Origin of the sequence: Amycolatopsis deserti, assembly GCF_014653945.1 — a bacterium.
GTDB lineage: Bacteria > Actinomycetota > Actinomycetes > Mycobacteriales > Pseudonocardiaceae > Amycolatopsis_E > Amycolatopsis_E deserti.
In genome coordinates this window covers 148,699-174,102 of record NZ_BNAU01000001.1, presented here as the reverse complement: position 1 = coordinate 174,102, position 25,404 = coordinate 148,699, and the positions used below count along the sequence as shown (strand labels likewise).

Annotated in this window: 22 protein-coding genes; 9 read left to right on the top strand and 13 right to left on the bottom strand. The window is 70.7% G+C overall.

The window, feature by feature from the left end:
- Window positions 1-4: 4 nt before the first annotated feature.
- Entirely contained in the window at window positions 5-1,600 is a 1,596-nt protein-coding gene (locus tag IE290_RS00805; RefSeq protein ID WP_229874003.1) for a sigma-54-dependent Fis family transcriptional regulator, read from the bottom strand.
- A 64-nt stretch (window positions 1,601-1,664) separates the two neighbouring features.
- Window positions 1,665-2,774 (bottom strand): NDMA-dependent alcohol dehydrogenase, encoded by a 1,110-nt coding sequence (locus IE290_RS00800; protein ID WP_191242544.1) that lies wholly within the window; start codon window positions 2,772-2,774, stop codon window positions 1,665-1,667.
- 277 nt (window positions 2,775-3,051) lie between these two features.
- Here IE290_RS00800 and IE290_RS37585 point away from each other — a divergent pair, with 277 nt between their 5' ends.
- Window positions 3,052-3,600: an aminotransferase class I/II-fold pyridoxal phosphate-dependent enzyme gene (locus tag IE290_RS37585; RefSeq protein ID WP_229874000.1), complete on the top strand. Its 549-nt coding sequence runs from the start codon at window positions 3,052-3,054 to the stop codon at window positions 3,598-3,600.
- Window positions 3,601-4,130: 530 nt separating this feature from the next.
- On the opposite strand, the gene IE290_RS00790 is transcribed toward IE290_RS37585, so the two are convergent.
- From IE290_RS00790 to ribA, 5 genes are all read right to left on the bottom strand, one after another.
- Window positions 4,131-4,925, bottom strand: a complete 795-nt coding sequence (locus tag IE290_RS00790) for an IclR family transcriptional regulator (RefSeq protein WP_191242543.1) — start codon at window positions 4,923-4,925, stop codon at window positions 4,131-4,133.
- 79 nt (window positions 4,926-5,004) lie between these two features.
- Window positions 5,005-6,348: an MFS transporter gene (locus IE290_RS00785; RefSeq protein ID WP_229873999.1), complete on the bottom strand. Its 1,344-nt coding sequence runs from the start codon at window positions 6,346-6,348 to the stop codon at window positions 5,005-5,007.
- Between the two features lie 230 nt (window positions 6,349-6,578).
- Window positions 6,579-7,367: a 2-keto-4-pentenoate hydratase gene (locus IE290_RS00780; RefSeq protein WP_191242542.1), complete on the bottom strand. Its 789-nt coding sequence runs from the start codon at window positions 7,365-7,367 to the stop codon at window positions 6,579-6,581.
- Entirely contained in the window at window positions 7,367-8,761 is a 1,395-nt protein-coding gene (locus IE290_RS00775) for an LLM class flavin-dependent oxidoreductase (RefSeq protein ID WP_191242541.1), read from the bottom strand. Before IE290_RS00775 ends, IE290_RS00780 begins: the two co-directional genes overlap by 1 nt.
- Before the next feature lie 29 nt (window positions 8,762-8,790).
- Window positions 8,791-9,996 carry a GTP cyclohydrolase II gene (ribA, locus tag IE290_RS00770; protein ID WP_191242540.1) on the bottom strand — a complete coding sequence of 402 codons (1,206 nt, stop codon included), beginning with the start codon at window positions 9,994-9,996 and terminating at the stop codon, window positions 8,791-8,793.
- 213 nt (window positions 9,997-10,209) lie between these two features.
- Between ribA and IE290_RS00765 the strand changes: the two genes are divergently transcribed.
- From IE290_RS00765 to IE290_RS00755, 3 genes are read left to right on the top strand one after another with little or no spacing between them, the layout of a single operon-like run.
- The gene (locus IE290_RS00765) at window positions 10,210-11,511 is read left to right on the top strand and encodes a flavin monoamine oxidase family protein (protein WP_229873996.1); all 1,302 of its coding nucleotides are present in this window, start codon (window positions 10,210-10,212) and stop codon (window positions 11,509-11,511) included.
- Between the two features lie 24 nt (window positions 11,512-11,535).
- Window positions 11,536-12,024: a flavin reductase family protein gene (locus IE290_RS00760; RefSeq protein ID WP_191242538.1), complete on the top strand. Its 489-nt coding sequence runs from the start codon at window positions 11,536-11,538 to the stop codon at window positions 12,022-12,024.
- A 15-nt stretch (window positions 12,025-12,039) separates the two neighbouring features.
- A complete protein-coding gene (locus IE290_RS00755) occupies window positions 12,040-13,530 on the top strand; it encodes an aldehyde dehydrogenase (NADP(+)) (protein ID WP_191242537.1) in 1,491 nt (496 codons plus the stop codon).
- Window positions 13,531-14,048: 518 nt separating this feature from the next.
- On the opposite strand, the gene IE290_RS00750 is transcribed toward IE290_RS00755, so the two are convergent.
- Window positions 14,049-15,131, bottom strand: coding sequence for a tartrate dehydrogenase (locus IE290_RS00750; protein WP_191242536.1), 1,083 nt, complete (start codon window positions 15,129-15,131; stop codon window positions 14,049-14,051).
- 102 nt (window positions 15,132-15,233) lie between these two features.
- Window positions 15,234-16,115, bottom strand: a complete 882-nt coding sequence (locus IE290_RS00745) for a LysR family transcriptional regulator (RefSeq protein ID WP_191242535.1) — start codon at window positions 16,113-16,115, stop codon at window positions 15,234-15,236.
- Between the two features lie 129 nt (window positions 16,116-16,244).
- Here IE290_RS00745 and IE290_RS00740 point away from each other — a divergent pair, with 129 nt between their 5' ends.
- Entirely contained in the window at window positions 16,245-17,360 is a 1,116-nt protein-coding gene (locus IE290_RS00740; protein ID WP_191242534.1) for a glycerate kinase family protein, read from the top strand.
- Window positions 17,361-17,389: 29 nt separating this feature from the next.
- Window positions 17,390-18,781, top strand: coding sequence for a C4-dicarboxylate transporter DctA (gene dctA / locus IE290_RS00735; RefSeq protein WP_191242533.1), 1,392 nt, complete (start codon window positions 17,390-17,392; stop codon window positions 18,779-18,781).
- A gap of 123 nt (window positions 18,782-18,904) precedes the next feature.
- Here the strand turns inward: dctA and IE290_RS00730 are convergent, their stop codons facing one another.
- The 4 genes from IE290_RS00730 to nac form a co-directional block, all read right to left on the bottom strand.
- Window positions 18,905-19,918, bottom strand: a complete 1,014-nt coding sequence (locus IE290_RS00730; protein ID WP_191242532.1) for an L-idonate 5-dehydrogenase — start codon at window positions 19,916-19,918, stop codon at window positions 18,905-18,907.
- 14 nt (window positions 19,919-19,932) lie between these two features.
- On the bottom strand, window positions 19,933-20,703 hold the full coding sequence (locus tag IE290_RS00725) for an SDR family oxidoreductase (RefSeq protein WP_191242531.1): 771 nt from the start codon (window positions 20,701-20,703) through the stop codon (window positions 19,933-19,935).
- The gene (locus IE290_RS00720) at window positions 20,700-21,677 is read right to left on the bottom strand and encodes a 2-hydroxyacid dehydrogenase (protein WP_191242530.1); all 978 of its coding nucleotides are present in this window, start codon (window positions 21,675-21,677) and stop codon (window positions 20,700-20,702) included. The genes IE290_RS00725 and IE290_RS00720 overlap by 4 nt, the downstream gene beginning before the upstream one ends.
- 102 nt (window positions 21,678-21,779) lie before the next feature.
- On the bottom strand, window positions 21,780-22,685 hold the full coding sequence (gene nac / locus IE290_RS00715; protein WP_191242529.1) for a nitrogen assimilation transcriptional regulator NAC: 906 nt from the start codon (window positions 22,683-22,685) through the stop codon (window positions 21,780-21,782).
- Between the two features lie 244 nt (window positions 22,686-22,929).
- Between nac and IE290_RS00710 the strand changes: the two genes are divergently transcribed.
- From IE290_RS00710 to IE290_RS00700, 3 genes are read left to right on the top strand one after another with little or no spacing between them, the layout of a single operon-like run.
- Window positions 22,930-23,721 carry a LamB/YcsF family protein gene (locus tag IE290_RS00710; protein ID WP_308431316.1) on the top strand — a complete coding sequence of 264 codons (792 nt, stop codon included), beginning with the start codon at window positions 22,930-22,932 and terminating at the stop codon, window positions 23,719-23,721.
- Window positions 23,714-24,424 carry a 5-oxoprolinase subunit B family protein gene (locus IE290_RS00705; protein WP_191242527.1) on the top strand — a complete coding sequence of 237 codons (711 nt, stop codon included), beginning with the start codon at window positions 23,714-23,716 and terminating at the stop codon, window positions 24,422-24,424. Before IE290_RS00710 ends, IE290_RS00705 begins: the two co-directional genes overlap by 8 nt.
- A complete protein-coding gene (locus IE290_RS00700) occupies window positions 24,417-25,403 on the top strand; it encodes a 5-oxoprolinase subunit C family protein (RefSeq protein WP_191242526.1) in 987 nt (328 codons plus the stop codon). Before IE290_RS00705 ends, IE290_RS00700 begins: the two co-directional genes overlap by 8 nt.
- The last annotated feature ends 1 nt before the right edge of the window (window position 25,404 follow it).

Sequence of the window (25,404 nt, the reverse complement as noted above, 5' to 3'; positions counted from 1 at the left end):
ATGTTCAAGTTCTGGACACGGGCGTGACGATCCCGAAGACTCGGATCGAGTTGTACAGGGTCGTGCGGCTGATCCCGAGCCGTTGGGCAGCGTCCTTCTTGTTGCCACCGGTCACGCGCAATGCCTCAACGATGGCCTCGCGTTCGGCTTGTTCGATCGGGGTGAGCACGCGCGTCCGCGCGCGCCCGCGGTACGCCTGGGGCAGGTCGTGCACACTGACGTCGCCGACCTCACGGACCTGGACCACCTGCCGAACCACGGCATTCAGCTCGCGTAGGTTCCCTGGCCACGAGTGCGTGGCAAGAGCTTCCAGCGCGGCGGGCGTGAAACGCAGCTCCCGTGCCGCACCGAGTTCGGTCATCATCGACCGGACCAGCATGGGGATGTCGTCGCGGCGCTGGCGCAACGGCGCAAGGGCGATCCTCTCCGAGCAGTGGGCGACCAGACTGGCGTGCTCGGCATGGAGGTCGCTGGCCGGTGCGCTGGTCAAGACGATACGCGCCCGCGCAGACGGGATCGCGAGTGCCACGCGGCGGGCCATCGCGGCTGGCAGCAGGTGCACGGCCTCGATCACCACCGCACGGGCCGAGGCCAGCGCACGGCTCACGGAGCCCAACCAGGCCTCCGCACCCACTCCGGACACTTCGCTGGCGTCGAACACGCTCGCCTCGTCGACGAGGGAAAGGGCCGTCCTGGTCAGTCCCGAGCCCGGTTCACCGTGCACGAGCACGGGCGCGTTCGTCCGGCGGCACCCGGGCACGCCGACCCTCGGTTCGACAGGTTGGAAGGTGAAGACGGCCCCATCGGCGACCCGCTCCACCGACACAAGCATCTCCGCGCCGCCGCTCAGCTGCAGACGTCGGGCGTGCGCGGGTGGGTCGACAGCGAGCCCGCGCAGCACGGCGTGATCGGCCGCGTCCAGCAACTCGGTGGCGGCCGCGTTGGCCAGCACCAGATCCTCGCTCAGTGCGACGACCGGCCGGGATCGGTCGCGCAGCACCGCGGCCTGGTATCCCGCGAGCATCCGCTGCTCGGCCTCACGCGCGCCCGCCAGCAGCCGTTGCTCGATGTCCTTGGCGGCGCGCACCAGGAACGGCGCCAGCAGCGGGTTCTCGTGCTCCGCCAGGCAGGTGATGTCGAGGACGCCCGCGAGCCGTCGTGTCACCGAGTCGATGATCGGGTGACCGTAGCAGCTGAACTTCTTCAGCGACTCGATGAAGTGCTCCTCACCGTGGACGGCCACTCCGGCGCGCACCTCGTGCGTCGTGGCGATCGAGTTCGTGCCTGTGGTCGACTCAGAGAACACCCGCCCTGCCACCGCGCCCACCTTCTCCATACGGGGGCGCAGGGCCGGGGTTCCGAAGCGTAGATCGACGATCCGGGCGCAGCGATCGGCGAGAACGACGGAGAAACCAGTGCCCTCCAGCTGGCGTGCCATCTCGTCCAGGACAGGGCCCGCGGCGACGGCCAGCCGGCTGCGCCGGTCGACTTCTTCGACGCTGAAGTTGTCGACCGGCGAACCGGGTTCAAGGCCGCTGAGCGTGGCACGCTTCCACGAGAGCGCGATGACCGGCCGCGGGGGCATCTCCAACTTTCCCAAAGGCGGACCTCCTCGTCCGGGCAGACACTCTACAGAAATTAAGTCGAAATGAAAACTTGTGTAGCTAGAACGAGATGACACCGCGAAGGTTACGTCCGGACCGCATGTCGTCGTAGCCGACGTTGATGTCGTCGAGTTTGTAGGTGCGGGTGGCGAGTTCGTCGAGCTTGAGCTTGCCGTGCCGGTACAGATCGAGCAGACGCGGAATGTCCAGCCGCGGGTTCGCGGTGCCGAACAAAGATCCGACCACGCGCTTCTCCATCAGCACCAGATCCAGCGCGCTCATGGCGACACTCGTCTCCGTGGCCTCGTGCAGGTTGGTCACCACGACGGTGCCGCGCTTGGCCGTCATCGCGAGGCTCGCGCCGACCTGCTCACCCGTGCCGACGCCCATCGTGTTCACCACGACGTTCGCACCGCGACCCCTGGTCAGCTCCTTGACCAGCTCCAGGGCCTCGTCGCTGCTCGCGACGGCATGGGTCGCGCCGAACTCGACCGCCTTGCCACGCTTGAACTCCGCCGGGTCGACCGCGATCAGATACTCCGCACCGGCCAGCGCCGCACCCTGCACGGCGTTGATCCCGATACCGCCGACGCCGACCACGACAACGGTGTCACCAGCCCGAACGCCGCCGGCGTTGACCGCCGAACCCCACCCGGTGACCACACCGCAACCGAGCAGGCAGGCCCGGTCAAGCGGGATGTCATCGTCGATCTTGATGCAGTTGGCCTCGCTGACCACGGTGTGCTCCGCGAACGTGCCGAGCAGGCACATCAGCCCGAGGTCCTTGCCCCGCGCGTGGTGTCGCGCCGTGTGGTCGGAGATCTGGGTGCCGTCGCCGAGGTAGGCGCCCAGCTCGCACAGGTTCTGCATGCCGGCCGAGCACGCGGAGCAGCGGCCGCACGCGGGGATGAACCCGAAGATGATCCGATCCCCCGGACTGAGCCAGTCCACGCCGGGCCCCGTCTCGACGACGGTGCCCGCGCCTTCGTGGCCACCGATCATCGGCAGCGGCCAGGGCAGGTCGCCGGTGAGCACGTGCTCGTCGGAATGGCAGAGCCCACTGCCGCCCAGCTCGACCAGCACCTCACCGGCCTTCGGCGGGTCGAGTTCGATCCGCTCGACACTCCACGGGCCGCCCCGCTCCCACAGGATCGCCGCTGTCGTCTCCATTGACACACTCCTCGCAACTTGGCAACGTGCGCCAATCCTGTCCCGGCGGGACGCGGGGGGTGTGTCCAACTTCTGGACACACCCCCGGCCTCAACCGGCCCCCGCAGTCCGGGCGCCGGACGGAAGCGGACCTCGCCGTGTTCACCTGGCCGCGCCACACGATCGACCTCCGCGCCAGCGAACAGCGCACCCGCGTACCGGTTCGCGGTGACCCTGACACGAGCGAGTGCCCGGCAGCGTCGCGCAGACGCAATCCGGAACCGGGCAAGGAAACCACGTGAACCCTGAACGTAACACGACTCCCGCATATCGATGGCTGTACGAACAACTGCCGCCACCGACCCGGTCGCTCGTATCCGAGAAACGGTTTTCCCGCACCACGGTTCTCACGGCATACGAACAACTTCGGGACGAGGGGTACATCGTCGGCCGGCGAGGATCGGGCACCTACGTGGCCCGCGTCCTGCCCGAACGCGGGATGACCACGTCGACAGGAAGGACTCCGTTGCCCTCGATGGTCGCGCGGGTACCGGGACTTACGTCATTCCTCATTGGACTGCCAGCGCTCGACGCGTTTCCCTTCACCACCTGGGCCAGACTGCGCGCCGCCCGTGTGCGGAGATCCGCCGCCCAGCTTGTGCCCTACGGCAACCCCACCGGCTACCGGCCGCTGCGCGAGGCCATCGCGAGCTACATCAGCGCCGCCCGTGGCATCCATTGCACCGCCGACCAGGTGATCATCACCAGCGGATCACAACAAGCCCTCGAGTTCTGCGCGAAAATCCTTCTTGATCCCGGCGATCCGGCATCATTCCGGTACCGGTAGACCCCGATGGACTCGACGTCGCCGCCGGTGTCGCGCGCGAGCGGCCGCCCGGCTCGCGGTGGTCACTCCGTCCCAACAGTTCCCGCTCGGATCGCTGATGTCTCTGGAACGCCGCCTTGCACGGCTACCTCATCGCCCCACCCGACCTGGTGGACGGGTTCGTCGCCGCGCATCTGTCGTCGGGCATGCACGCTCCCGTGATCGACCAGGCCGTCGTTGGCGGCCTCCTCTGGCTGTCCGCCTCGACCGCGGGATTGCACCTCGTGGGACGGCTCCGCGAACCGGCATCCAGACCCTCGCCGAGGTGCTCCACTGACGCCCGTCCGACGCGTTCCAGTGCCACTTCCACGTCGTCATGCCGTTCGAGTGCTGCGCGCAACGGAGCGAGATACCTTTTCGACATCGACCTGAAGGACGCAGACGTGGTGAGCACGAACGAGACCATCGGATACCTTGAGTCCCCGCGGAATCTCAAGCCGGCGCTTCCGTTGTCCGAATAGGACGGGTCGGCACCCGGTGCCGGCCGTGGCTCACTCGGTGGCCGCGTCCCGCCAGAAGACCTCGACCAAGTGGTCGACGGTGCCCTGCATCTGGTGCAGCGCCTCGGGGATCTTGTCCCGGCCGAACCGGTTCCGGGGGCCGTTGAGCGTGAGGATGGCCACCAGCGTCCCGGCGGCGTCGCGGATCGGGCGGGACACCGACAGCAACTCGGGTTCGAGCTCGTTGTCGATGATGGCGAAGCCCTGTTCCCGGACCTGTTCCAGCTCGCGCAACAGGGCGGCGTGGTCGGTGATGGTGTGCGGGGTGTAGGCCTCGAGCTTCTCCGGCAGCAGCGCGGGCAGTCGCTCGGCCGGCTGTTCGGCCAGCAGAACCTTGCCGGTGGAACTGGCGTGCAGCGGGTAGCGTTGTCCGATCATGTTGCGGCCGAGGACGCCCAGCACGTGGGACCCGGCGGCCTCGGCCACCAGGTCGAGTCCACCCTCGGCATTCGGCACGGACAGGGTGACCGATTCGTTGAACTTGTCGGCCAGGTCCTGCAACAGCGGCTGGGCCCGTGCGACGAGGCCCGCGTGGGGATCGGCACGGCGGCCGAGGCGGGCCAGTTCCCAGCCGAGGACGTAGTTGTTGTCGATCCGGTCGACGAACCCCTCCTGCTCCAGGGTGAGGAGGAGCCGGAAGGCGGTGGGCCTGCTCAGGCGGGCGGCCTTGGCCAGGGTGGTGACGGTGGCGCCGGTCCGCGGCTGCGCGGCGAGCTCCCGCAGCAGGCGCACCGCCTTGGTGACGGACTTGTTCGCCAGCTCCGCCGGCTCGGAGCCCTCGGCCATCGTCCCCTCCTCGCCCCACGTCCACGATGCCACTGCGGTGTTCATCATACGAACGCGGGCGAGGAGGGGACGGTCAGGGTCAGGCGCGGTGCGGGGCCGAGGTCTCACTCAGGGTGCGGCCCATCGTCTCCGGCGCGAGGACCTGCGAGACGAGCGCGCCGGCCACGCAGACCGCGGCGGCGATGAGCATCGTCGTCCCTCCGCCGAGGGCGTGCATCGACCAGGGCAGGAGGAAGGTGCCGATGCCGGCGCCGATCCGGCTGATCGCGGTGGCGAACCCGGTGCCGAGACCGCGGATCTCCGTCGGGAAGATTTCGCCCGGGTAGACCCCGGTCAAAGCGGTGCACATGGCGTTGGCGAAGGCGAAGACCAGGAAGCAGATCAGCACCACCGACGACGGCGCGCCCGGCCACAGCCCGATCACCACGAGAACCGCGGCGGACACCCACTGCTGGGGGATGGTGAGCTTGCGGCGGCCGATGCGGTCGATCAGCAGCAGGGAAATCACGACACCGGCGAGCGCCAGCCCATTGATGCCGAGAGCGCCCACGAGCCCGTCGCCAAGGCCGTAGTCGGCGAGCACGCTGGCGGCGAAGGTGGCGATCGCGAAGTACGGCGTGACGGCGCAGAACCAGAACACCGACGTGAACGTCGTCGCACGCCAGTAGTCGCGGGAGAACAACATGCCGAACGTGCCCTTGCGGACGCCTACACCGCCCGGGTCGAGCGCGTCCTCCGGCTCCTCCAGGTAGGCGTGCGCGACCCGGCGAGCTTCCGCTGTGCGGCCCTTGTTCATCAGCCAGCGCGGCGATTCGGGGAGGCCGAAGCGGATCACGAACAGGACCACGGCCGGCACCGTGCTCGTGCCGAGCACGATCCGCCAGTCCACGTCGGCCACCGCGACCAGGACGTAGGCAACGGCCGAGGCGAGCATGAACCCGAGGTACCAGAACACCTCCGACAGCGACATCAGCCGTCCGCGCAGCCGCGCCGGGGCGAACTCGGCGAGCAGGGGCCAGCCGACGGAATACTCGGCGCCGATCGCGACGCCCATCAGCAACCTCACGAAGAACAGGTGCCACGCCGAGTCGACGAAGAACTGGAGCACCGAGCCGACGATGAACAAGCCCAGGTCGATGGTGAACAGCGGCTTGCGCCCGAGCTTGTCGGCGAGCCACCCGCCGAGCGGCCCGCCGAAGAAGATGCCGATCAGGGCGGCCGCCCCGGTCAGGCCCTCCATGAACAACGACATCCCGAGCTCGTCGTTGACCGCGCCGATGGCGTTGCCGATGATGCCGAGGATGTAGCCGTCGATGAACATGCCGCCGACGGATGCGACCGTGAGTTTGGTGAGGAACCGGCGTTTGTCCATCCGGATGCGCGCGTTCTCGCCGACGGCGCCGGGATCGCTGGTGGTGGTCACCGCTTCAGTCCTTCCTGGTGGGTGCGGTTCGTCCGGGCACGGTGGAAAGCGGAAGCGGGTCTCCACCGATGCCGCGGGCCGAGGGGGCGGGCAGGCCCCCAGGACCCCATCTCGGCGGCGGCGACAGGAGTGACTTGCGGTTCGTACGATCTGTTCATCGTTGAACACCGTTCGAATTTCGGGTGCCCGGCAGTCGGCCTGCCGGGCACCACCGACGGGGACGGGGTGGTTCAGGCGGTGCGCACGTCGAATTCGACCGTGCCGAGCCCCTGGAAGGTGCCCGACCAGTGGCCGGCTTCGCGCATCGGCACAGCCTCCAGGCAGCTGCCGGGCAGGATGACCTGCCCCGGGGCGAACTCGATGTCGTAGGCGGCGAGCCGGTTGCACAGCCATGCGGTGGCCGACAGCGGATTGCCCAGGATGTTCCCGGTGTTGCCGGACATCACCGGGCGTCCGTCGAAGTGCAGGGCACCCGGCGTGTCCCGCAGCGTGAGCTCGGCGAGGCGCCGGGGGGTGCCACCCAGGATGACGGCCCCGGTGGATCCGTTGTCCGCCAGGGTGTCCGGCAGGTCGATCGCCCAGTTCTCGACGCGGGAGTCGATGATCTCGATCGCGGGCACCACGTAGTCGACGGCGCGGATGACGTCGGCCACCGTCGTGTTCGGGCCGCCGAGGTGGCCACGCAGCACGAAGGCCGGCTCCAGCTCGACGAACGGGGCGATGAACCGCCCACGGTCCACAGTGGTGCCTTCGTAGGCGAACGTGGACGCCAGCAGGTACCCGTAGTCGGGCTGGTCGAGGCCGAACGCGTCCTGCATGGCCTTCGCGATGTTGCCGAGCTTGTACCCGACGACGCGATCGCCCTCTGCGACGGCTGCCTCGACATTGATCCGCTGGACCTCGAAGCCCTCGTCCGCGTCCAGACCGGGCCAAGTCTTCGTCGGTGCGGGAATCGGCTCGCGGTGCAGTCGCGCGGCGCGCAGCGCGGTGGCGATCTCGCGGAGTTCGCGGCCCGTCATCAGACGCTCAGCTCCAGGGCGCTCGGCCGGCGCGCGTAGGCACGGCCGGGGTGGTCGTCGCGGAGCCGGACCGTACCGGGGCCATAGAGCTTCTCCCGGAGGGTCGAGCCCTCGTAGTCGGTCCACACCACACCGCGCCGCTGCAGTTCGGGGACCACGAGCTCGATGAAATCGGCGATGTCGGAGTACTTCACCGCGTGGGCGAGGTTGAACCCGTCGATGCCGGTCGCATCCATCCACCGGATGAGCTCATCGGCGACCGTCGACGGCGATCCGACGACGGTGGGACCGGTGCCGCCGATCCCGAGGAACTCCGCGATGTCCCGCGGCGTCCACTTCTTGTCCGGGTCCATCTTGGAGAACAGGTCCACCATGGTCTGGCCGGCGTTGGTCTTGACGTGCTCGAGCGGCACGTCCGGGTCGAACTGGGACATGTCGAGCCCGGTCCAGCCGCTGTATCGCGCCATCGCGCCGGAGTAGCTCACCAGGCGACGGTAGGATTCGTGCTTCGCGTGCGCGGCTTCATCGGTGGGCGCGACCACGACGTTGAGCATCTGCAGCACCTTGACACCGCCCGGGTCCCGGCCGGTTTCGGCGGCGCGGCCGCGGATCGCGTCGACCTGCCGCTTGAGGGCGGGCATGGACACGGCATTGACGAAGACCGCTTCGGCGTGCGCCGCGGCGAGTGCCTGCCCCTTGGACGAGCCGCCGGCCTGGAAGATCACCGGGGTGCGCTGGGGCGAGGGTTCGCACAGCGCGATACCGGGGACCGTGAAGTACTTGCCGGAGTGGGCGATCTCGTGCACCCGGGCGGGATCGGCGTACACACCGCTCGCCCGGTCGCGCACGACCGCGTCGTCCTGCCAGGAACCCTCCCACAGCTTGTAGCAGACTTCGAGGTACTCGGCGGCCATGTCGTAGCGCTCGTCGTGCGGGACCTGCTGCCCGGTGCCGAGGTTGCGTGCGGCGCTGTCGGAGTAGGAGGTCACCAGGTTCCACCCGACCCGGCCGCGGGTGAGGTGGTCCAGGGTGGTGAACCGGCGGGCCAGCGCGTAGGGGTGCTCGTAGGAGGTGGAGCCGGTGAGGCCGAAGCCGATGTGCTCGGTGACGCCGGCCATCGCGGAGACCACGAGGAACGGGTCGTTGGCCGGGATCTGCGCCGCGTCGGCCAGCGCGCCGGCGACGCTACCCTGGTACACGTCGTGGTAGCCGACGTTGTCGGCGAAGAAGATCCCGTCGAAGCGGCCTTCTTCCAGCAGCTTCGCGTAGTCCGTCCAGTAGCGGAGGTCGGTGTACCGGCTGCCCTGGTCGTTCGGGTGCCGCCACAACCCGGCCGAGAGGTGGGCGGGCCCCTGGAAATCAAAGGCGAACAAGCGCATCCGCCGAGACGTCATCGTCGTGCTCCTTCTTCTGGGTGGTGAGATCAGGCGATCTGTTCGAGCCGGTGGCCCATGCGGTGCCGTTTGGCGGCGAGGTAAGCCGTGTTGTGCTCGTTCGGCGGGGCTTCGAGGGTGAGGCGCTCGCTGATGGTCAGGCCGCAGTCGGTGAGTGCGCGGCACTTGTCCGGGTTGTTGGTCATCAGCCGGACCGAGGAGACGCCGAGGTCGGCGAGGATCCGCGCGGCCGCGGTGTAGTCGCGGCTGTCGACCGGGAAGCCGAGCGCGATGTTCGCTTCCAGCGTGTCCAGTCCCTGGTACTGCTGCAACTGGTAGGCACGGAGCTTGTGCCCCAGGCCGATCCCCCGGCCTTCGTGCCCGCGCATGTAGACGACGACGCCGCGGCCCTCAGCCGCGATCGCCTCGAGGGCCATGCGCAGCTGGGCGCCGCAGTCGCAGCGCAGTGAGCCGAGGAGGTCCCCGGTGAGGCACTCGCTGTGCAGACGGACGAGCACGTCCCCGCCATCGACGTCACCCATGGTCAGCGCCACGTGCTCGACGTCGCCGGAACGGTACGTGCGGGCCTGGAAGGTGCCCAGACCGGTGGGGATGGCGGCCTGCCCGGTGCGGCGCACCCCGGGATCGCCGCCGTCCAGCCACCGGACCAGGTCCTCGATGGAGATCATCGGGATGCCGTGCCGCGCGGCGAACTCCACCAGGTCCGGTCCGCGCATCATCCCGCGCCGGTCCGGAGTCACGACCTCGCACAGCAGGGCGGCTCCGCTGAGCCCGGCTCGCCGGCACAGGTCCACACCCGCTTCGGTGTGCCCGCGGCGCTGCCGCACCCCGCCTGGCTTGGCCAGCAGCGGCATGATGTGGCCGGGCCGGGCCAGATCCGCCGGGTCGAGCCGCGGGTCGGCGAGCGCCCGGATGGTCCTGCCCCGGTCCTCCGCGCTGATCCCCGTGGTGGTCCCGTGCCGGTAGTCGACACTGACCAGGAACGCGGTGCGGCGGCTCTCGGTGTTGTCCGCGACCATCAGGTCCAGCCCGAGGGCGTCGGCGCGGTCCTCGTCGATCGCCACGCACAGGAAACCCGAGGTGTGCTCCAGGAAGAACGCGACGTCGTCGGTCGTCGCGTGCTCGGCGGCCATGATCAGGTCGCCCTCGTTCTCCCGGTCCTCGTCGTCGACGACGAGCACCTTCCCGCCTGCGGCGAGTGCGGCGAGAGCTTCGGGAACGCTCGACGTGGGCATGAGCTACTCCTGAACTAGGCGACGTTCACATAGTGGTCTTTGTGTTCGAACAAGGTGACACGAGCCACCCGCGACCGTCAACCCCCTCCAGAGAAAACCGAGTTCATCAGCGGTTATGCGAAGTCTTGACGACAGGAGTCACGAGAGGCCACAATGCAGGAGCGTTCATTTTCTGAACGATTAGTTCAAACACGAACACGAGGGAGTGTCACAGTGCCCGAGGAAGCCGACGTCGTCGTGATCGGCGGCGGGATCGCCGGCCTGATCACCGCCCGTGAACTGGGCCGGGGCTCCCTGCGCGTCCTCGTCCTCGAAGCCCGGGACCGGCTCGGCGGCCGCGTGTGGACCGACCACCGGATGGGCCGCGACCTGGAGATCGGCGGCACCTGGCTGCACTGGGTCCAGCCGCACGTGTGGGCCGAGATCACCCGCTACGGCCTCGCCGTGACCCGCGGCCCCCGCCCGGAGGAGGCCTACTGGCTGGCCGGTGACGACCTCCGGCGCGGCACGCTCGAGAGCTTCATGGACCTCATCGACCCCGGCATGCGGCGGCTGCTGGCCGGGACCATGCGCTGGATCCCGCGTCCGGACGACCCGCTGTCCGCTCCGGACCTCGCCGAGGTCGACCGGTTCAGCGTGCAGGACAAGCTCGACGAACTAGGCCTGTCCGAAGAGGAGTACCGCGCCAACGAAGCCGCCTGGGTGGGGCACTTCAACGCACCGCTGCAGGAGGGCGCCTTCACCGGCGCCCTGCGCTGGACCGCCGCCACCGCCGGATCGTGGCACCTCATGCACGAGGCGTCCGCGGTCTTCAGGCTCACCCACGGCACCCGGTCTCTGGTGTCGGCCATCGTCGCCGACACCCGCGCCGAGATCCGCACGTCCACCGAGGTCCGGCGGATCGAGCACACCGCCGAGGGCGCCGTGGTCACCACCGCGGGCGGCGAGCGGATCTCCGCCCGGCGCATCGTCGTGACGCTGCCCCAGAACATCATCGGCGACCTGGACGTCTCACCCCCGCTGTGCGCGGAGAAACGCGCCGCGAGCCAGGAGAAGACGGCGTCGCAAGGCGTCAAGGCGTGGATCCGGGTTCGGGGACCGATCAAGCCGTTCTTCGCCTACTCCTCGGCCGACCATCCGCTGTCGGTGGTGCGCACCGAGTACCTCGGGGACGACGACGCCGTGCTCGTCGCCTTCGGCGCGGACGCGCGGCGGATCTCGCCGGACGACCGCGAGGCCGTCGCCGCGGCCCTGCGGGTGTGGCGAGACGACCTCGAAGTCCTCGAGGTCACCGGCCACGACTGGATGGCCGACCCGCACTCGCGCGAAACGTGGCTGATGCAACGCCCGAACCAGCTCACCCGTTACCACCGTGCCCAGCAGCGCCCGGAAGGCGTTCTGCACTTCGCCAGCAGTGACCACGCCAACGTCTGGGCCGGCTTCATCGACGGAGCCATCGAAAGCGGCCTGCGCGTCGCACGCGAACTCACCACCGAACTCGGCGCCTCGCGCTAGCCCGACCGCTTGGAGGAACCGACCATGCTCACCTCGACCATCCAGCCCCGGCAGTTCCGCGACGTGATGGGGCACCTGCCCACCGGTGTCGTCGTCGTAGCCGGCCGCGAGGTCCACAGTGGATCCCCGGCGGGACTCGTCGTCGGCACGTTCCAGTCGCTGTCGCTGGATCCCCCGCTGGTCAGCTTCAGCGTGGCCCTGACCTCGACCAGCTGGCCGAAGATCCGCCCGGCCGGGCGGTTCAGCGCCAGCGTGCTCGCCGCCGGGCAGGACGGCGTGTGCCAGGCGTTGTCCGGCAAGCGCGAGGACAAGTTCACCGCCGTCGACTGGTTCGACTCGCCCGACGGCAACCCGCGGATCTCGGGCGCGCACGCCTGGATCGACGGAGAGGTCGAGCACGAGCTGGAAGGCGGCGACCACACGATCGTGGTCGCCCGCGTCCGCCACCTCGAAGCGGGTGACGGCGAGCCTCTCGTCTTCCACCGTGGCCGCCTCGGCCAGATCCGCTCCTGACGAAAGGGATTGACAATGACCACACTGGACGAAGCTGACCGTCTCGTGGGCGCTGCGGCGGGCGCCGCCGCGGCGTGGGGGCAATGGGCGCCGAAGCTGCGGGCCGACGCGCTCTCGGCCGTCGCCGACGCGCTCGACGCCGACACCGCCGCCCTCGTCACCGACGCGGCCCGCGAAACCGGTCTGCCGGAAGCGCGGCTCACCGGGGAGGTCAAGCGGACCACGGTCCAGCTGCGCATGTTCGCCGACGTGCTGCGGGAGGGCTCTTACCTGCGGATCGTGATCGACCGCGGCGACGACGAGTTCGCGCTCGGCGTCCGGCCGGACCTGCGCCGGTGGCTGGTCCCGCTCGGCCCCGTGCTGGTGTTCGCGGCGAGCAACTTCCCGTTCGCGTTCTCGGTCGCCGGCGGGGACACCGCCTCCGCGCTCGCCGCGGGCTGTCCGGTGCTGGTGAAGGCGCACCCCGGCCACCCGGACACGTCACGGCGGACAGCGGACATCGTGCGTTCGGCCCTGCTGCACGCCGGCGCCCCGGAAGGCACCTTCGACCTGCTCGTCGGCCGTGACGCCGGGGTGCGGGTGCTGCGGGACCCGCGCACGGCCGCGGCCGCCTTCACCGGATCGGTCGCGGGCGGCCGGGCCCTGTTCGACATCGCCGCGTCCCGCCCGTCGCCGATCCCGTTCTACGGCGAGCTCGGCAGCATCAACCCGGCCGTGGTCACCGCCGACGCGGTGCGCGAACGCGCGAACCTGATCGCGGAGGGCTTCGTCGGCTCCTTCACACTCGGGACCGGCCAGTTCTGCACCAAGCCCGGTGTGCTGCTGCTCCCCCGCGGGACGGATCTGCCCGAGCGAGTGGCCGCACTGGCCGAACGCGTGGCCCCGGCCAGGATGCTCACCGCCGCCATCGCGGAGCGGCACCGGGAACGCAACGACGAGATCGCGAACGTGCCGGGCACGAAGGTTCTGGCGAGCGGCGTCGTCCGCGCCGACCCCTCGGGCGTTCCGGCCGTGGGCCCCTCGCTGTTCCACGCCGGCTCCGTGAGCAACCTGCGCGAGCACCGCGATGTCCTCCTCGAAGAGAACTTCGGCCCCTCGGCGGTGATCGCCGAGTACGACGCGGACGACGACCTGCCCGCGACCCTCGGCAGCATCACGGGAAGCCTGACCTTCACCGTGCACACGGCACAACGGCCGGACGACGCCGAGCGGGCGCGCCTGGCCCCGCTGCTGGAACACGCGGCCCGGTGCAGCGGGCGCATCGTGTTCAACGAGTGGCCGACCGGCGTCGCCGTCACCGCGGCCCAGCAGCACGGTGGCCCCTACCCGGCCACCACGGCCGTCACCACCACCTCGGTCGGCACCGCCGCGATCGAACGGTTCCTGCGGCCGGTGACCTACCAGAACGCGCCCGACGACCTGCTGCCGCCCGCACTGCGGGAGGCGAACCCACTGGAACTGCCCCGCACGGTCAACGAGCCGGGCGACTCCCGACGGTGGAAGTGACCCACACGCCGGCGACGAGGTGCTGATCCTGGTAGCGCCGCCAGGATCAACAACGCCAACGTCAACACCCGCGTCGGCTGGTGTTCCCAAGAGGTCGGCGGCCCTGGCGCCGAGGTGGGCGCGCGAGTGGTGATGCGGGAAGTGCTGCGCACGCCGCCTCGGGTCGACTGGTGGAACGAGCGGGGCACTGTCCGGCGGCCGACACTTTGACACGAGCCGCGACCTGGCCATCCTCGACGCGCCCTGTCGCGGCTCACCGAGGTCGGGTACGAGCAGCTGTCCATCGAAGCGGTTGCCGGCCCGGGACGGCCACGATGACGATCTACCAGCGCCAACCCGACAAGGCCGACTGGTCGGGCGCGGTTATCCGCCGAGAGGCGCCCGGGATGACCGTCCTGGCGCGCGGTGACCTCGCCGCGCCCGGGGGCTCAACCGGAGGATCACCGAAACGCCGGCAGCACGACGACCGGAGGCTCCCACGTCACCGGGGGTGACGCGGCCGAGGCCTCCCGCGTCGATCAGTTGCCGAGGTTGTCGATCACCGCGGCGACCACGTCGCCGGTCTTGGCAGTGCCGCCGACGTCGGGCGTGAGGATCCCGGCGGCGGTGGTGGCCTCGATCGCCGCGCGCACGCGGGCCGCCTCTGTGGACAGTCCGAAGTGGTCCAGCATCAGCGCGGCGCTGCCGATGGCGCCGATGGGGTTGGCCAGGCCCTGTCCGGCGATGTCGGGGGCGGACCCGTGCACCGGCTCGAACATCGACGGGAACCGGCGCTCGGGGTTGAGGTTCGCGCTGGCCGCGAGGCCGAGGCTGCCGGCAAGCGCCGAGCCGAGGTCGGAGAGGATGTCGGCGTTGAGGTTGGACGCCACGACCACCGAGAGGTCTTCGGGCTTGAGCACGAACTTCGCCGACATGGCGTCGACCAGCACGCTCTCGGTTTCCACGTCCGGGTAGTCGCGGGCGACGCGGGCGAAGGTCTCGTCCCACAGCACCATTCCGTACTGCTGGGCGTTGCTCTTGGTCACCGACGACACCTTCTTGCGGTCGCGGCCGCGGGCGAGGTCGAAGGCGAACCGCATGATCCGCTCGCAGCCCTTCTCGGTGAACAGCGCGGTCTGCAGCGCGACCTCGTTGCCGGGGCCGCGCCCGGCGAGGTTACGACCGCCGAGCCCGGCGTACTCGCCTTCGCTGTTCTCCCGCACCACGACCCAGTCCAGCGGCGTGTGGTCGGCCTTGCGCAGCGGCGAGGTGATGCCCGGGTGGAAGTGCACGGGCCGGACGTTGGCCCACTGGTCGAAGTTCTGGCAGATCCGCAGCCGCAGGCCCCACAGGCTGACGTGGTCGGGCACCGACGGCCAGCCGACCGCGCCGAAGTAGATGGCGTCGAAGTCGCGCAGCACCTCCAGGCCGTCCTCGTCCATCATGCGGCCGGTGCGCTCGTAGTAGCCGCACCCCCAGGGGAACTCAGTCCAGTCGAACGCGAACGCGCCCCCGGAGTTCTCAGCCAGCGCGTCGAGGACGGCGCGCCCGGCGGCGACGACTTCGGCGCCCACGCCGTCCGCCGGGACCGCGGCGATCGTGAAGGTGCTGGTTGCTGACATCGAGGGCTCCCTGGCGGGTCGGCTGCGCTGACAACCCCGAGTGAAGCCCCGGGACCGGCTGGGCGTCCAAGACGCGCTGCCGATTCGATTCATAGGCCCGACCTATCCGGCCTGCTCGACGAGCCGGTGAGCCAGCGCCCGGAAGGTTTGCGCGGCCGGGGTCAGCGGGGCGGACCGGCTCAGCAGGGCGACGTGCAGGCGGGCCGGGTGGTCCAGGCGCGCGACCCGGGCCCCGGCGCGGCGGGCGAGCGTGGCCCAGGCTGAGGGCAGCACCGCCACTCCGGCGCCGGCGAGCACGAGCGGCAGGATCGACGCGCGGTGGGCGACCTCCGCGACGATCCGCGCGTCCGGGTGCGCCGCGCGGATGTCGTCGACGACCTGGCGCATGAGGCTGCCGGGCGGTGAGGCGATCAGGTCCACCCCGGCCAGCGCGTCGACCGGCACCGGATCACCTGCCGGGATGCCGGCGCCGACGAGCACGAAGTCCTGCTCCTGCAACGGCAGGACCTCCAGGCCCGGCGGGCGCAACACACCGGGCGCCCCGACGAGGCCGAGTTCGCAGGCGCCCTGGCGAACCTGCTGCACGACCTCGTCGACGGTGAAGGCCGCGCCCGCCTCCACGGTGATCCCCGGGTGCCGCTCGGTGAACACGCGGGTCAGGGTGCTCAACGGCTCGATGCCGGGCGAGGGCATCGTGACCAGCTCGACGCGGCCGCGCTGGACACCCTTCATCGACTCCAGGGTCGCCTTCGCCGTGCGCAGGTCACGCAGCACCTGCCGGGCCGGTCCGATCAGCTCGCGGCCGGCGTCGCTGAGCACCACCCGCCGCCCGACGCGGTGGAACAGCTTGACGCCCACCTCGCGCTCGAGACCGGCGATGGCCTGGGACAGCGAGGGCTGCGCGATGTGCAGGGCCTGCGCGGCGCGGCCGAACCCGTCGTGGTCGACGATCGCCAGGAAGTACTCCAGCTGCCGGGCGTCCATCCCAACCTCCCAGCTCAGGGCCTTGCCATCGGCTGAGCCTATCAGTCGGGTAGCAAGGTTCTCTTGGACGCGCCGGCCTGCCAAGGGTCAAGGTGGTGCGCGGTTGATCAGCGAGTCGAGGAGGACGGGATGGGCGAGGTCGTCGTGGCCCTCGATTCGTTCAAGGGGTCGCTGGGGGCGGCGCAGGCCACGGCCGCGCTCGCTCGCGGGCTGCGCCGGCACGCCGCGCGGCCGCTGGTGCACGAACACCCCGTCGCCGATGGCGGCGAGGGCACCGTCGACGCCGCGGTCGCCGCCGGTTTCACCCCGGTCGGGCTCACCGTCACCGGTCCCCTCGGCCGGCCGGTCGCCGCTCGCTACGCGCACCGCGGCGGGGTCGCGGTGGTCGAACTGGCGCAGGCGTCGGGACTGCCGGCCGCACCCGATCCCACGACGGCGCTCGCCGCCTCCACGTTCGGCACCGGCGAGCTGATCGCGGCGGCTCTCGACGCGGGCCACCGGCAGGTGGTCGTCGGACTCGGCGGCAGCGCGACGACCGACGGCGGAACCGGGCTCCTCGCCGCGCTCGGCGCCCGGTTGCTCGACGCGGCGGGACGCGAACTGACCGGCCGCACCTCCGCCCTGCCCGCGGTGGCGGCGGTCGACCTGACCGGTCTGCACCGAGGGCTTCGCAACGCCGAGCTGGTGGTGGCCTGCGACGTCGACAACGCCCTGCTCGGGCCCGACGGCGCGGCAGCCGTGTTCGGCCCCCAGAAGGGCGCCGACGAGGCGACAGTCGCCACCCTGGAGCGGGCGCTGAGCGCCTGGGCGCCGGTCCTGGAAGCGGCCACCGGGACCGCCGCGGCATTCGCGCCGGGCGCGGGTGCCGCCGGTGGTGCGGGTTTCGCCCTGTTCACCCTGGGAGCTCGCCGCGTGCCCGGAATCGAACTCGTCCTGCGCCTGACCGGCTTGCCCGCGCGGCTGCTCCGGACCGATCTCGTGATCACCGGCGAGGGATCGCTGGACAGGCAGAGCCTGCGCGGCAAAGCACCGCTGGGCGTCGCAACCGCCGCTCGGCAGGCGGGGGTGCCCGCCTACGTCGTGGCCGGGCGCAGCCGGCTCACCCCCGCCGAAGTCACCGCCGCCGGGTTCGCCGGCGCGTTCACCCTCACCGACCTCGAACCGGACCCCGGCCGGTGCATGACCGAGGCCGTCCCGCTGCTGGAACGCCTGGGCGAACGCATCGCCCGGCACGTGTTCGGCTGACTCCCCACACTGATGCGCAGGAGGATGCAATGACGCACACCCCCGCGGCCCCGCCGCGCCGCCGCAAGCCCTGGTACCGGCAGCTCTACGTGCAGGTCCTGATCGCCATCGTCATCGGCATCGTCCTCGGCTGGCGCGCGCCCGGCCTGGGCGAGGCGATGCAGCCCATCGGCACCACCTTCATCGCCGCGATGAAGATGCTCATCGGCCCCATCGTGTTCCTCACCATCATCGGTGGCATCGCCGGCGTGGCGGATCTGAAGAAGGTCGGCCTCACCGGGCTGAAAGCGCTGACCTACTTCCAGGTCGGCACGATCGTCGCGCTGGTCTTCGGGCTGGTCGCGATCAACATCGTGCGGCTCGGCGACGGCGTCGACGCCGACCCGTCCGCCCTGCACCCCACCGGCAACGCCGAGCGCTACATCGAAACCGGCGAAACCCAGCACTGGTGGGAGTTCTTCACCCACCTGGTGCCGGACAGCTTCTTCGGCGCCTTCACCGAAGGCGACATCCTGCAGATCATCTTCCTGGCCGTGCTGTTCGGCATCGCGATCAAGGCGATCGGCCCGCTCGGTGACCCGATCGTCACGGGCGTGAAGCGGATCACCGAAGTCGTATTCAAGGTGCTGAGCTTCGTGATGAAGGCCGCCCCGCTCGGTGCCTTCGGCGCCATGGCCTATGCGGTCGGCGCGTTCGGACTGTCCACACTGTCCAGTCTCGTGTCGCTGATCCTGCTGTTCTACGTCACCTCGATCCTGTTCGTGGTCGTCGTGCTCGGCGGTCTGCTGCGCGCCTACGTCGGGTTGAGCATCTTCCGGCTGTTCCGCTACCTGCGGGAAGAGTTCTTCCTCGTCCTGGGCACCTCGACCGCGGAACCGGCACTGCCCGGCCTGATGCGCAAACTGACCTTCCTCGGCGCGGACCGTTCCACCGTCGGCCTCGTGGTGCCGACCGGGTACAGCTTCAACCTCGACGGCGCGGCGATCTACCTGTCGCTGGCCGCGCTCTACATCGCCCAGGCCACCAACACCCCACTGACCCTCCCCCAGCAACTCGGACTCCTCGCGGTCATGCTGCTCACCTCCAAGGGCGCGGCAGGCGTCGCCGGCGGCGGGTTCATCGCCCTCACGGCGACACTGTCGACCATCGGCACCGTCCCCGCCGCCGGCATCATGCTGATCTTCGGCATCGACAAGTTCATGTCCGAATGCCGGGCCCTGGTGAACTTCTACGGCAACGCGGTGGCCACCCTGGTCATCGCCAAGTGGGACCGTAACCTGGACCTGGCCCGCGCCCGCGAGGTCCTCAACGACCCCGCCTCCGCAGAACGCGCCCTCGAACCGGCGACCACCCAGCCGGAGCCCGCCGATCCCGCCGACGGGACACCTTCCGAGGCAGCGCCCGCCCGTGCCACGCACTGAACAGCGGGCCCATCCGCTGCCGCCCGGGGCTGCTCAGGGTACGTGGCGCCAGACCGCTTCGAGCATGGCGATGGTGTCGAGCGGCTGCGGTTTCCCGAGCCGTTCCACGACGTCTGTGATTGATCAGCGCAGATCGAGCAGAACCTTGGACGCGATCGCGCGGTTGCCGGCCACCTCGAAGGCCTCCGTGGCCCGCTCTAGGGGGAAGGTGTGGGTGACAACGGGATCGACGGGCAGTCCGTCGGCGAGCAGGGTGAGCGCCTCGTCGAATTCGCGGTCGAACCGGAACGCTCCGGCAAGCGTCAGTTCCCGCGTGACGACCACGTTGCCGAGGAATCCGACCTCACCGGGCGGCAGCAGCCCGAGCAGGACGACCCGGCCGGCGCGGCGCACCCGTTCCAGACAGGTGCGCAGGCCGGCCGGAGACCCGGACGCCTCGATGGCGATGTCCGTCTCCCCCGGGCCCGCCGGATCGTCCGCCCTGACGACCGAGGTCGCGCCCACCTTCGACGCCAGGGCCAGTGGAGCGTCCAGCAGGTCGCTGACCACGACCTCGGCCGCACCCGCCCGGCGCAGCGCCGCCACCAGGAGGCAACCGATCGGCCCGGCACCGGTGACCAGGACGCGCCGACCGGTGACGTCACCGGCTCGGCGCACCGCGTGCAGCGCCACCGACAACGGTTCCGCGAGCACGGCCCGCTCGAGTTCGACCCCGGGCGGCAGCGCTCGCACCTGTGCCGCCGGCACCGTGATGCGCTGCGCGAACCCACCATGCACGTGAGGCATGCGGGCCGCGCTGCCGAGGTACCGTGTGTCGCCGCAGACGTTCCGGTGGTCCCCCGTGCATTCCGGACAGTCGTCACAGGGCGTGGCTGGGTGGACGGCCACCGGGGTACCGGCCGCCGGACCATCCACATCGGAGCCGAGGGCCGCGACGTGCCCGACGACCTCGTGACCGAGCACCAGCGGTTCCCGCACGTGGAAGTCGCCGACCGCGCCACGGTGGTAGTAGTGCAGGTCCGATCCGCAGATGCCGCCCAGGGCGACGTCCACCGCGATCTCGCCCTCGCCCGGTTCCACCAGCGCACGGTTCTCGACCCGAAGGTCCCCCGCGCCGTGCACGACACACGCAAGCATGGATACTCCTCGCTTCACAGGACGGAGGTCATGCCGCCGTCGACGTAGAGCAGCTGTCCGTTGACGAAATCCGACGCCGGTGAGCACAGGAAGATCAGCGCGCCGACCAGGTCGCCCACCTGGCCCCACCGTCCCGCCGGGGTGCGGCCGCGCACCCAAGCGGTGAACGTCTCGTCCGCGACGAGCGCCGCGGTGAGCTCGGTGTCGAAATAGCCCGGGGCGAGCCCGTTGACCTGGATCCCGGACGGGCCGAGGTCGGCGCACATGCCCTTGGTGAGCATCTTCAGCCCGCCCTTGGTGGCCGAATAGGGCGCGATGCCGGGGCGGACCACCTCGCTCTGCACCGAGCAGATGTTGACGATCTTGCCCGAGCCGCGCGCGGTCATCCGCCGCGCGACCTCGCGGCCGACGAGAAACGCGCTGCTGAGGTTGGTCTCCAGCAGCCGATGCCAGTCCTCGGTCAGGAACTCGGTGAACGGCGCGCGGTGCTGCATTCCGGCGTTGTTGACGAGGATGTCCAGCGGGCCGGCGAGGTCTTCCAGGCGCGGGATCGCCTCGGCGACCGCGCCGGGGTCGGTGACGTCGAACGCCTGCGCGTGAACCGTGGCCCCGGTGCGGTCGGCCAGTTCGGCGCGGGTCCGTTCGAGCGCGTGCCGGTCGCGTCCATTGAGGACGACCGCACAACCGGCTTCGGCCAGCCCCTGGGCCAGCGCGCGCCCGATGCCGCGGCTGGAACCGGTGACCAGAGCGACGCGGCCGCGGATGTCGAACAGCGGGTGGCTCACCGCGGCACCGCCACGGCGCCGGGGATCGGCGTGCGCGCCGGCCGGCCGGACAGGACGTCGAGGAGGTTGTCGACGGCCAGGTCCACCATCGCCGCGCGGGTCGCCTCGGTGGCCGATCCGACGTGCGGGAGAGCCACCAGCTTCGACTGCGCGACCAGGTCGGCGACGTCCGCTCCGCGCGGCTCGTGTTCGAACACGTCGAGCCCGGCGGAGTGGATGACGCCCTCGCGCAGGGCGTGCAGCAGCGCGGCCTCGTCCACGACACCACCCCGCGAGGTGTTGATCAAGGTCGCGGTGGTCTTCATGCTGCCCAGCTCGGCCGGGCCGATGAGATGGCGCGTCGCCTCGGTCAGCGGCACGTGCAGCGACACGATGTCGGATTCGGCCAGCAGGGTGGGCAGGTCCGCCGGCTGTGACAGCTCGTCGCCGGCGGTGCTGAACGGGTCGAGGTGCAGCACGCGCATGCCGAAACCGACAGCGCGGCGGGCGACCGCGCGGCCGATCTGGCCGTAGCCGACCAGGCCGAGGGTGGCGCCGTGCACGTCCAATCCGAGGAAGTCGTCCATGCGGAAGACGGTCCAGTCGCCGGCGTGCAGCCGGTCGCGGGCCGAGCCCAGACGGCGACGGGCCATCAGGATCAGAGCCCAGGCCAGGTCCGCGGTGGTCTCGGCGAGCACCCCCGGGGTGTGGGTCACCACGACGCCCCGATCGGCAGCGGCACGCTGGTCGACGGCGTCGAAGCCCATGCTGGCCAGGCTCACGACCTTCAGTCCGGGACCGGCGGCGTCCAGCAGCGCGGCGTCGATCCGGTCGTTGCCCAGGCACAGGATGCCGTCGACGCCGCGCGCGAGGTCCGCCAGCTCGCCGGCCCCCGGCTTGTCACCCGGCCCGCGCACGAGCTCGACCCGCCCGGCCAGGCGCTCCAGCCCCGTTCCGGGCAGGTGCCCGCGGGTGCTCAGGACACGCTGTTTCATACCGCACTCCTCGCGAAACAAATTGTTCTCCCGACGTTATCGAGCGATTCCGCGGCGGTACAAATAGCGATTCCGGCTGACGTTATCGGATCTGCTGATGGGTCATGGCCGGAAAGTGGCGATCAGCTCGTGGAAGAGGTCGTGGACGGCCAGCGCCGCCTCCGACAACGGCTGGTGATCGGAGGTGCACAGCGACAGCTTCACCTCGATCACCGGATCGACGATCCGGCGCACCACCAGGTGCTCGGTGTCCAGGATCGCGCGCGCCGCCGACCACGGCAGGACCGTCGCGCCGAGGTCGGCGCCGACCGCGCTCACCAGCGTGAGCACCGACTCGATCTCGCCGACCACCCGCGGCTCCACCTCCGCCCGGGCGAAGGCCGCCTCCACCACGCGCCGGATGGTGTGGATGCGGCTGGGCAGCAGCAGGCCGACCTCGGCCAGGTCGCCGACCGCGACCTCGTCACCGCCCGGCACCAGCCCCGCGCAGCCCGGCCCCGCGACCAGGAACAGCTCCTCGGTGCGCATCGGTTCGAACTGCACGCCCCGGATCGGTCCGGCGTCGTAGATGAAGGCCATGTCCATGCGCCCGGTCATGATCGCCTCGCTGATCACGCCGCCGAAGTTCTCGTTGATGTGCAGCACGATGTCCGGATAGCGCTCGCGGACGGCCCGCAGCAGCGGCAGCGCCAGCGCCGCACCGGTGCTGTAGGGGGCGAGGCCGACCGACACGCTGCCGGCCGGGGCGCGGCCGGAGACGCTGACCGCGGCCTGAGCCTGTTCGACCTGACGCAGGATCAGCTGCGCGTGCCGGTACAGCGCCCGGCCGGCCTCGGTCGGGGCGACGCCGCGCTTGCTGCGGATCAGCAACTGCTGCTTGAAGTCCCGCTCCAGCATGGACACGTGCTGGCTCAGCGCGGGCTGGGCGATGCGCAGGATGTCGGCGGCGCGGGTGATGCTGCCGGCGTCGACGATCTTGACGAACGAGTACAGACGCCGGGTGTCCATGCGTGCCCCTTCCCGGTCGAATGGTGACCCATCGTAACGCCACCGCCGCCGCCCGCCCGGGATCCGCTGCCATAACGGATCCCGATCACATCACGCGGATCGCGTATTTGTCCGCCTGCGGCCCCGAGCTTAAAGTCAGCGAAACACCGGATTCCCGGGGCTCGGACAGGATGTTTCGAGCAGATTGAATCAGTTTTCCGAGCACGTTTCCGCGCACTTTTTCCGGAGGGTGAGAATGACCCGGATGGTGGATCTCGTCGCCGATCTCGGCGAAGGGTTCGGCGCCTACCGGATGGGCGACGACAAGGCCCTGCTGGACCTCCTGACGTCGGCAAACGTCGCCTGCGGTTTCCACGCCGGCGACCCGCGGATCATGGACGCGACCGTCTCGTCGTGCGTTCGCCGCGGCGTCGCCGTGGGCGCGCACCCGAGCTTCCCCGATCTGGTGGGGTTCGGCCGCCGCGCGATGGACCTGACACCCGACGAGGTGCGGACCGACGTGCTGTACCAGATCGGCGCGTTGCAGGCCTTCGCCACCGCCCACGGAACCCGCGTGCGCCACGTCGCGCCGCACGGCCGGCTCGGCAACCTCGTCGCGACCCGGAGCGACTACGCCGCCGCGGTCGCCGACGCCGTGGCCACCGTGGATCCCTCGCTGATCGTGCTGGCGCAGCAGGGTGAGCTCGCCGTCGCCGCCCGCACCCGCGGCCTGGCCGTCGCGATCGTGGGTATCGCCGACCGCGCTTACCGCGCGGACGGCACCCTGGTTCCGCGCGCCGCACCGGGCGCGGTGATCCACGACCCGGACGAGATCGCCCGGCGCACCGTGCGCATGGTGACCGAAGGGGTGATCCGGACCGTCGACGACACCGATCTGCCCGTCGAGTGCGACACCGTGCTCGTGCACGGCGACACCGCCGGCGCGATTTCACTGGCCCACCGGATCCGGGACGAGCTGACCCGCGCCGGCGTGGTCATCGCGGCGCTGACCGAGGTCCTGGCTTCCCGGACCGGCGCGGGGTGGTGTCATGGCTGAGGGCGCCCTGATCGCCGACTGCGGCGACTCCGCGATCGTGGTGAAGGCCCTGGACGGGGACGCCGAGCACCGGTGGCGGGTCGTGCACAGCCTCGCCGACGCGATCGAAGACGCCGGCCTGGCCGGTGTCCACGGGGTCGTGCCGACCTACGACTCGCTTCTCGTGGAGTTCGACCCCGGCCTCACCGATCACGAAGCCGTGCGGCGGATGGTCCGGCGGGCGGCGGGCGCACAGCCCGGTTCGGGCCGCCGCCCCGCGCCGAAGCGGTTCGTCGTGCCGGTCGTGTACGGCGGCGAGCACGGGCCGGATCTGCCCGAGGTAGCGCGGCAGCTGGGCATCACCGAGCGGGAGGTCGTGGAGATCCACTCCGGCGCCGTCCTGACCGTGCGGTGCCTGGGCGCCCCCGTCGGCGCTCCCATGATGGACGGCCCGCCGTTCCCCCGCCCGGTGCCCCGCCTGGCCTCGCCACGCACCAGCGTCCCGCCCGGATCGATCGCCGTCGCCGGGCGGCAGGCCGTGATCTGCCCGCTGCGCTCCCCCGGCGGCTGGCCGCTGCTGGGCCGGACCCCGCTGCGGATCCTCGACCTGGGATCCGAACAGCTCACCCCCTACCAGCCGGGGGACGAGTTCCGGTTCGTGCCGATCGAGCCCGGCCAGTGGGACGACTACGCCGGCTCTGCCCTGGCGGCCGGCCATGGCTGACACCCTGACCGTCCGGCAGAGCGGCCACGCCACCGTCCAGGACCTCGGCCGGCCCGGCCGCTCGCGCTACGGCCTGCCCGTCAACGGCGCGCTCGACCAGTACTCCGCACGTGTCGCCAACGCCCTGTGCGGCAACGACGACACCGATCCGCTCATCGAGATCACCGCCCTCGACTTCAGCTGCACACCGTCCACCGACGTGCTCGTCGCCGTCACCGGGGCCCCCGCCGACCTCACGGTCGACGGGATCCCGCAGCCCCAATGGGAGCCGCTCGCAGTCCGCGGCGGCCAGACATTGGCCGTCCGGGGGATCCGGCTGGGCCTGCGCGTGTACCTGGCGGTCTACGGCTCCGTCCACGCCGAGTCCCTGCTCGGCAGCTGCGCGCCCGACACCATCCTGGGATTCGGCCGCTTCCTGCGGCCCGGGGACGACCTCGCGCTCGGGGCGCAGTGCCCGCCGATCGGGCACCCGGAGTTCCGGCACCCGCTGTTCCGCATCCGGCCGCCCCGGCCCCGGTTCGGCGAGAGCTGGACGATCGATGTGACCGACGGCCCCGACATCGCCGAGTTCGGCGACTCGGCCGGGCGCCTGCTGTCCTCCGCCTACGTCGTGACACCGTCGAGCAACCACATCGGACTGCGGATGAGCGGCCCGGTGCCCCAGCGGGTCGCCTCGGGTGAGGTTCTCTCCCGCGGTGTGCCCGTCGGCGCCGTGGAAGTCCCCGCCGGCGATCAACTCCTGGTCCTGCACCGCGGCCGGGGCGTCACCGCCGGTTATCCGGTGCTCGCCGTGGTCACCTCGACCAGTCTCTCCCCGCTCGGACAGGCCAGACCCGGGCACACCATCCGCTTCCGCCACCGCACGGTCGCCGAGGCGGTCGCCGCCCACCGGACCGAACGCGCCGTCATCCGTTCGGTCCGGCACCGCGCCGCCGCGGTGCTGCAGTCCCTCGACCTCCCCGTCCTTACCCGCCGATGAA